Origin of the sequence: Paenibacillus sp. GCM10028914 (genome assembly GCF_042666275.1) — a bacterium.
GTDB lineage: Bacteria > Bacillota > Bacilli > Paenibacillales > Paenibacillaceae > Paenibacillus_AQ.
Genome location: NZ_JBHTFO010000017.1, coordinates 640349 through 647197, shown reverse-complemented (window position 1 = coordinate 647197; position 6849 = coordinate 640349). Strand labels below are relative to the sequence as shown.

General features: G+C 43.0%; 7 protein-coding genes. 4 read left to right on the top strand and 3 right to left on the bottom strand.

The window, feature by feature from the left end:
- Positions 1 to 128: 128 nt before the first annotated feature.
- From ACFQV5_RS20495 to ACFQV5_RS20485, 3 genes are read right to left on the bottom strand one after another with little or no spacing between them, the layout of a single operon-like run.
- Positions 129 to 1031 carry a glycine betaine ABC transporter substrate-binding protein gene (locus tag ACFQV5_RS20495; protein ID WP_379249413.1) on the bottom strand — a complete coding sequence of 301 codons (903 nt, stop codon included), beginning with the start codon at positions 1029 to 1031 and terminating at the stop codon, positions 129 to 131.
- 2 nt (positions 1032 to 1033) lie between these two features.
- Entirely contained in the window at positions 1034 to 1867 is an 834-nt protein-coding gene (locus ACFQV5_RS20490; protein WP_379249411.1) for an ABC transporter permease, read from the bottom strand.
- The gene (locus ACFQV5_RS20485) at positions 1860 to 3062 is read right to left on the bottom strand and encodes a quaternary amine ABC transporter ATP-binding protein (RefSeq protein ID WP_379249409.1); all 1203 of its coding nucleotides are present in this window, start codon (positions 3060 to 3062) and stop codon (positions 1860 to 1862) included. Before ACFQV5_RS20485 ends, ACFQV5_RS20490 begins: the two co-directional genes overlap by 8 nt.
- A gap of 365 nt (positions 3063 to 3427) precedes the next feature.
- On the opposite strand from ACFQV5_RS20485, the gene ACFQV5_RS20480 reads away from it, so the two are divergent.
- From ACFQV5_RS20480 to ACFQV5_RS20465, 4 genes are all read left to right on the top strand, one after another.
- Positions 3428 to 3994 carry a GbsR/MarR family transcriptional regulator gene (locus tag ACFQV5_RS20480; RefSeq protein WP_379249407.1) on the top strand — a complete coding sequence of 189 codons (567 nt, stop codon included), beginning with the start codon at positions 3428 to 3430 and terminating at the stop codon, positions 3992 to 3994.
- Positions 3995 to 4155: 161 nt separating this feature from the next.
- Complete coding sequence (locus tag ACFQV5_RS20475; RefSeq protein WP_379249405.1) at positions 4156 to 4716, top strand: GNAT family N-acetyltransferase; 561 nt, start codon at positions 4156 to 4158, stop codon at positions 4714 to 4716.
- Positions 4717 to 4992: 276 nt separating this feature from the next.
- On the top strand, positions 4993 to 5490 hold the full coding sequence (locus ACFQV5_RS20470; protein ID WP_379249403.1) for an ArsR/SmtB family transcription factor: 498 nt from the start codon (positions 4993 to 4995) through the stop codon (positions 5488 to 5490).
- 22 nt (positions 5491 to 5512) lie between these two features.
- Positions 5513 to 6841 (top strand): MFS transporter, encoded by a 1329-nt coding sequence (locus ACFQV5_RS20465; RefSeq protein ID WP_379249401.1) that lies wholly within the window; start codon positions 5513 to 5515, stop codon positions 6839 to 6841.
- Positions 6842 to 6849: the final 8 nt, after the last annotated feature.

Below are 6849 nucleotides of genomic sequence, written 5' to 3'. Positions count from 1 at the left end.
TACCGAACTCATTTAGAGAAAGCTGCCTAATGAAATAACCGTGTCTAACTTTTGGGGGTCACTTCAAATTGGGCGGCTATTTTTATGCGTAATAATTCATTCTGCAGCATTATGCTGATCAATATAAATTACTTCGTTTTCAGATCTTCGATCGAATTGATGTCCATATAAGATGGCACGACCAGTCCGGTTTTAACACCTTCCATATTCGCACCCAAGTCTTCTACTTTATCCTTGAATTTTTCCCAATAATCTGCGTGAGTCAGTGGGAGCCATGCAGAAACACTAGCATCCACGTCACCATTGGCAACACCTGTCCACATTGGACCGGCTTCAACTTGAAGAGCAGTTACTTTATACCCCAGTTTGTTTTCAAGAATGTATTGTACTAGGTGAGTGCTTGCAATTTCGGAATCCCAAGCAACGTAGCTAAGCTTAAGCTCTTTGTTGCTAACCGGTGTGATATCTTTGGTCCACTCATCAATGCGGTCTGGATGGCTTTCAGCCCATGCCTTAGCTGCTTCAGTTGGTGATGTACCTTCCTGGATGGCCGTCATGATCTCACCCATTTCGTCCGCAGTCCACTTAAAGTTCTTTAAGAACTGATAGGCTTCAGGATGGTCTGCTTCTAGACCTTTGCGAGCTAATGTGTGGATCTCCTCTGCTTCTCCGAAAGTCTTTTTGGGATCTTCTAGATATTTAAGGTCATATTTAGCAAACATCCAGTGTGGAGTCCAACCTGTAATGATAATCGGTTCTTCATTCTTCATCGCTTTAGCAAGGGTAGCTGTCATCGCTGCACCAGATCCTTCAATGAGTTTCCAGTCGGTGAGACCGTAGTCCTCAATGGCTTTTGCTGATGCTTTCATAATACCAGCACCTGGATCGATCCCGATTATTTCATAATTCACTTGTTGTCCGATTGTTTTCGTTCCGGCTTCGCCATTTGTTTTGTCGCCACTATTACCACACGCAGACAAGACAAGTACTGCAGCTAAACTAAGTACAGATAAAAGCTTTGTTTTTTTCATTCTTAAGCACCCCTTTTTTTCGTTTTAAAAATGTTCTGTGTAAAACGATCCAGTACAATGGCTAAGATAACGACGGCTAGACCAGCCTCAAAGCCTTTACCAATCTGTAGCTGTGTTACTGCACGGTATACTTCCGCTCCAATTCCCTGTGCCCCGATCATGGAAGCGATAACGACCATGGAAAGGGAGAGCATGATTGTCTGGTTGACTCCTGCCATGAGTGTAGGCATTGCCAGAGGAAGCTGAACTTTAAATAGCTTCTGACCAGCGGTGGAACCGAAGGCATCCGCAGCTTCTGTAAGTTCCTCAGATACTTGTTTAATACCGAGCTGAGTCAAGCGAATCGTTGGCGGTATAGCGAAGATTACGGACGCAATGACACCAGGTACAACGCCCAGACTGAAGAATGTAACTGCCGGTAGCAAGTACACGAACGCAGGCATTGTCTGCATGAAATCAAGCAGCGGTATAATAATTCGCGATGCGGTCTTGCTGTATGCACACCAAATTCCGATCGGTACACCTAACAGGACAGAGATAAGCGCTGAAGTAAGAACCAAGCTTAATGTATCAATCGTCTGTGTCCAGTAGCCCAAGTTATCGATAATAAGAAATCCGATGACTGTGAAGAGGGTGAGGGGAAGACGACCTGCCCAAAAGGCGAGTATCCCGAAGATAACGATGAAAATCAGCGGGTGAGGCAGCAGGAATAAATCGCTAAATGCACCTACAATACTTTCGATTACCGTAGCAATGACATCAAAGAAGCCGGCCAAATAATCTTCCATCCAGCTAACTAGGGATTCAATCCATTCTGCGAGTGGAATCTTAGGCATTTGACTTCACCTCCTCGTTCTTGTTCTCTCCAGCGAGAGCACCGAGAACTGCACCACGAACGATAACCCCAAGCAATTTACCTCCGTCATCCACGACAGCAAGTGGAACCTTCGATAAACTTGTAATTTCGAACAGCTCATTCAGAAGCGTATCCGGTCCGACTTGTGGACCATCTTGAATGATAATTTCTTCAAGTTTTTGATGGTTTCGGAGGGCGTTATTTGCATCCTCTGCCGTAATGACACCAAGAAGCCGTTTCCCCTTGTCAATAACGAATAGGTTAGATATACCGCGTTCACGCATGAGCTGCAGAGCGACGCGAGGACCGCGATCCGTAGTAATGGTTTCTGGACGGCGCATAACATGTGCAGCTGTTAACACTTTGGATAGATCCACATCCTCAACAAAGCGCTCAACATAATCGTTGGCCGGCTGTGTTAAGATTTCCTCCGGCGTACCGATCTGTACGATGGAACCGTCCTTCATCAGCGCGATTCGGTCTCCGATGCGCAGTGCTTCGTCCAAATCGTGAGTAATGAATATAATTGTTTTTTTCATTTTGTCCTGAAGTTCAATAAGCTCATCTTGCATGTCCCGGCGGATTAGCGGGTCGAGAGCACTAAAGGCTTCGTCCATAAGAAGAATTTCAGGATCATTAGCGAGGGCACGTGCTAGCCCGACACGCTGCTGCATACCACCGCTTAGTTGATCCGGCATTTTATTTTCCCAGCCTTTAAGACCAACAAGCTCCAAAGACTTCAGAGCAGCCTCCCGGCGCTGCTTCTTATCTACCTTTTGAATTTCGAGACCGTACTCCGCATTCTCGACAACTGTCCGGTGAGGGAACAAAGCAAATTTTTGAAATACCATGCTGATTGTTTTTCGTCTTACGTTTCGAAGTTGCTCTTTATTCATTTTTCTCAAATCCTGACCGTGAATCAGAATTTCTCCCGACGTTGGTTCAATCAAGCGATTTAGCAAACGCACAAGCGTAGATTTTCCGCTACCTGACAATCCCATGATGACAAAAATTTCGCCTTGTCGAATGTCAAAAGTGGCACGGTTAACCCCTACCGTTATATTTTTTTCTTTTGCGATTCGTTCTTTGGTCCAACCTTGCTGTAGCAACTCAAGTCCTTGCTCTGCATGAGGGCCGAACAGTTTGCTTACGTTGTTGACTTGCATAATGGTCAAAGATATTCCTCCTTTTATATATAGAAGTAAAAATTATTCGCCGAACACTTTGTGGTTACTATGTTTAAACCCATGTGTAACATTGTAACAATATAATACGTATTGTATCAAACGTTGAATCCGTACGTATAGAACGTACAGTAAAAACTGTACAAACTTATACTTCGATATGCTCCCGGATGCTCCGAAATACTTCACACGAGGGTTCTTTACTTTTAAAATAGCTTTCCCTACAATAGACGAGAGAATGTGTGCAAGATGGACCAAGGCGGTTATTTCCTGAAGCAGCATGACATCAATTTTCGTGAAAATAGGCAAGATAGCCATAATAGCGGGGATGGTTACAGAAAGAGGAGGCTGCAAGCATGGGCTTGTACCAGTTGGATGAAGAACGGCAGGCCGCCGTGCATAAAATTCGTAAACGTGTTATTGAGAATATTGGACGTAATATGGATTTATACGGCATATCCATGTCAACAGGGCATTTATACGGTTTGTTATATTTTGCGGACAAGCCAATGAACCTTGATGAGATGGGACAGGAAATGAAAATGAGCAAGACCAGCATGAGTACGGGTGTGCGGACTTTGCTTGATTACAAGATGGTTAATAAGGTATGGGAAAAAGGTTCTCGTAAAGATCTGTATGAAGTGGAATATGATTGGTACCAGACTTTTGCTGATTTTTTCGATACGAAATGGAGAAAATCGGTGGAGAGCAATATACTTATCTTAAGGAAAGCACTTGATGAAATTAATAAGCTGATTAAACAGCATGAAGAAGATGAACTGATGACTTCCGTATTGCTGGAAGATCAGGCCAAGATGATGGAAGCTATTGCTTACTACAAATGGTTAGATCGGTTAATCGATACATTAGTAAGCGGAGAAATTTTCAATTTGGTTCCTAAAGAACCTTCAGTGGATGAGTAAACCTATAGGGACACAGCCTGGAGATAACGGGGATGTGTCTCTTTGTTGTTTCATGAAGTAGGTCCGAGGGAGATTTGTTCCTCTGTTACGATCAAGCTATACTTGAATAAGTAAGAAGTAAGTAAACAAAGTTCAACATAAGAGGAGACTTGGAGAACGCAATGAAGATCAGACAAGCAGTAAAGGAAGATGCGCGAGAAGCAGCTCGTCTGCTTTATGATGCGCTGCACGATATTGCTCATCAGCTGACAGGGCAGGAGAGCGAAGAAGACGCAATTACCGTTCTGGAACAGTATTTTCAACAAGAAGAAGGACGTCTAAGTTACCGTCAGGCACTCACAAGTGAGGTTGAAGGAAATCTAGCTGGACTTATTGTCACCTATGGCGGAGATGAAGCAAAGGAATTGGATCGTCCAATTATAGAGCGGCTTCGGAACCTGAAGAACGATCCTTCGATTACACTGGATAAAGAAGCTGATGAAGATGAGTTCTACATCGATACACTTTCGGTGTCTCCATCCTATAATGGACAAGGCATTGGTTCAGCTTTGATTCGTGCTGCCGAGCAACGAGCGAAGGAGCGTGGTTATGACAAAATTGCGCTTGCCGTCGTTACCGATAATAAAAGAGCATACTCTTTATATTTGAGAACCGGGTATGAGGTCGATAAGGATATTATTATTAATAGACACGTCTATTTCCATATGATCAAACATCTGTAGAGGATGGATGGGAACTTACGATTTATAGAAATGTCAGCTTAATTACGATTGAGCTGGCTTTTTTTTATGTGAAATCTCTTAACTCAACATTATTAATAGAATCTCAAGGTGAGATCCAGCCGAAAAGAAATAATAGGTTTAAATTTAACACTTTACTCGAGGAAGAAAATGGATTATTATTGGTGTACACAAACGATCTAATTTTTTAGAATGAACAAATAATATAGAACATATTAATTAATTAGATCGAAATAGATCATTGAAGGAGACCATGTCATGAATTCAAAGCAAAATTCCATTCCGATCTCGGTTGAACAATCCAAACTGCTAGGCAGTGCACAACGCATAAAGATAATTGCTTCTATTGCTGAAACTGCAAAGACAGCTAAACAAGTCGCTGATGAGCTTGGTCAGTCACCAGGCAGCACGCATTACCATATCCAAAAACTGTATGATGGGGGGCTAATTGATCTAGTTGAGACGAGAACGACAGGCGGTATCGTGGAGAAGTATTACAAATCTAAAGCCAAATGGTTTGATTCGGACGATCACCGTGCACAAGATCCTGCCTTAGAAGACGGCTATGAATCTTCAAATTCCACAAGAATCAGCCTCAGACTTGTTCTAACACCAGAGCAAAGAGATGAATTGAACGAGGAGTATAAAGCCTTGATGGAAAAGTGGGTAGCCCTTACTTCGGCTTCGAAAGATGAAGGAGAAGAATTCGCTATCGGTTTTAAGATGATTTCCACAAAGAAGAGAGACGAATCATAATTCTGACAAAGAGGATGAGGGTATGGACATTTTAAAAAATCGAAATTTCTCGATTATGTTTGCTGGGCGTATTTTGACCAATATCGGAGATAGTCTTTATGCCGTTGCAGCGATGTGGCTAGTATATGATTTAGGTGGCTCTACATTGTATACCGGATTGGCAGGCTTTTTATCGATCATCCCGCGAATTATTCAGATTTTCTCAGGACCACTCATCGATCGTATTCCTATAAGAAGTATTCTAGTCTATACCCAGCTCTTTCAGGGGCTAATTCTGCTCATTGTTCCGGTCGCTTATTATTTTGGATTTCTTACCGTTGGTCTGGTGCTTACGATCACACCAATCTTATCGACATGTAATATGTTTGTGTATCCGGCGCAAATGTCGGCACTCCCTAAAATTTTGGACCAGAAATCATTAACACAAGGTAATTCGCTATTCTCTATCGCGTATCAAGGGATTGATGTTGCATGTAATGCTATATCCGGTGTATTGATCGTGGCCGTTGGTGCTGTTTCTTTATACTTTTGGAATGCAATTGGTTTCTTCATTGGCGCATTGTTATTTGCACAGATACGTCTTTCATCTCATCAAGCACAAACAAGAGCTGCGAACGATAAACCCCCGACTTCAGCAGACCCTTCTACTTATGAAGAACCTAGCTTTTTAAAACGTTATTTTTCTGAAATGACAGAAGGAATCAGATTGCTCGTGGCTACACCTTTATCCAGATTGTTGTTTGGCATTATTATGGTCAATGCTGCGGGAGGAGCGACTTTTACTGTACTTCCTGCTTTCAGTGATAGTCTGGGAGGTGCGGGTATATATGGTATGCTGCTGATGGCCCAGGCGCTTGGCAGTTTGCTCGGGGCGATTGCGGCTCCTTATCTGAAGCTGGAGCGTGTCACTTTAGGTACTTTGTATTCGGTATCATTTATGATCTGCGGATTGGCTTGGAGCCTGTCCATATTCACTCCTTGGCTATGGCTTACGATCTTCGTTTACGGTTTGGCTTGGTTCCCGGGAGGAGTTACGAATGTGATGATCAACACGGTTATTCAAAAAGGCGTACCATCCAAAAATCTCGGTTCTGTATTTGCAGCCGCTTCAGGTATGAGCGGGATTGCCATGCCTATAGGCAGTTTGATTGGCGGGGCACTCGGCATATGGATTGGCGGAAGCGGCGTGATCCTTTGGTGCGGGATCATTATCTTTTTAGTCAGTGTGTATTGGAGATTTGACCCGGTTACCCGGAAACTTCCAGCTTCAGATCAGATTAACGAATCCTTGTTTGGATTTTTCCGTGAGCCGGATTCAGTGAAATCAGAAGTGGCTACAGATATTCATTAAATTATATT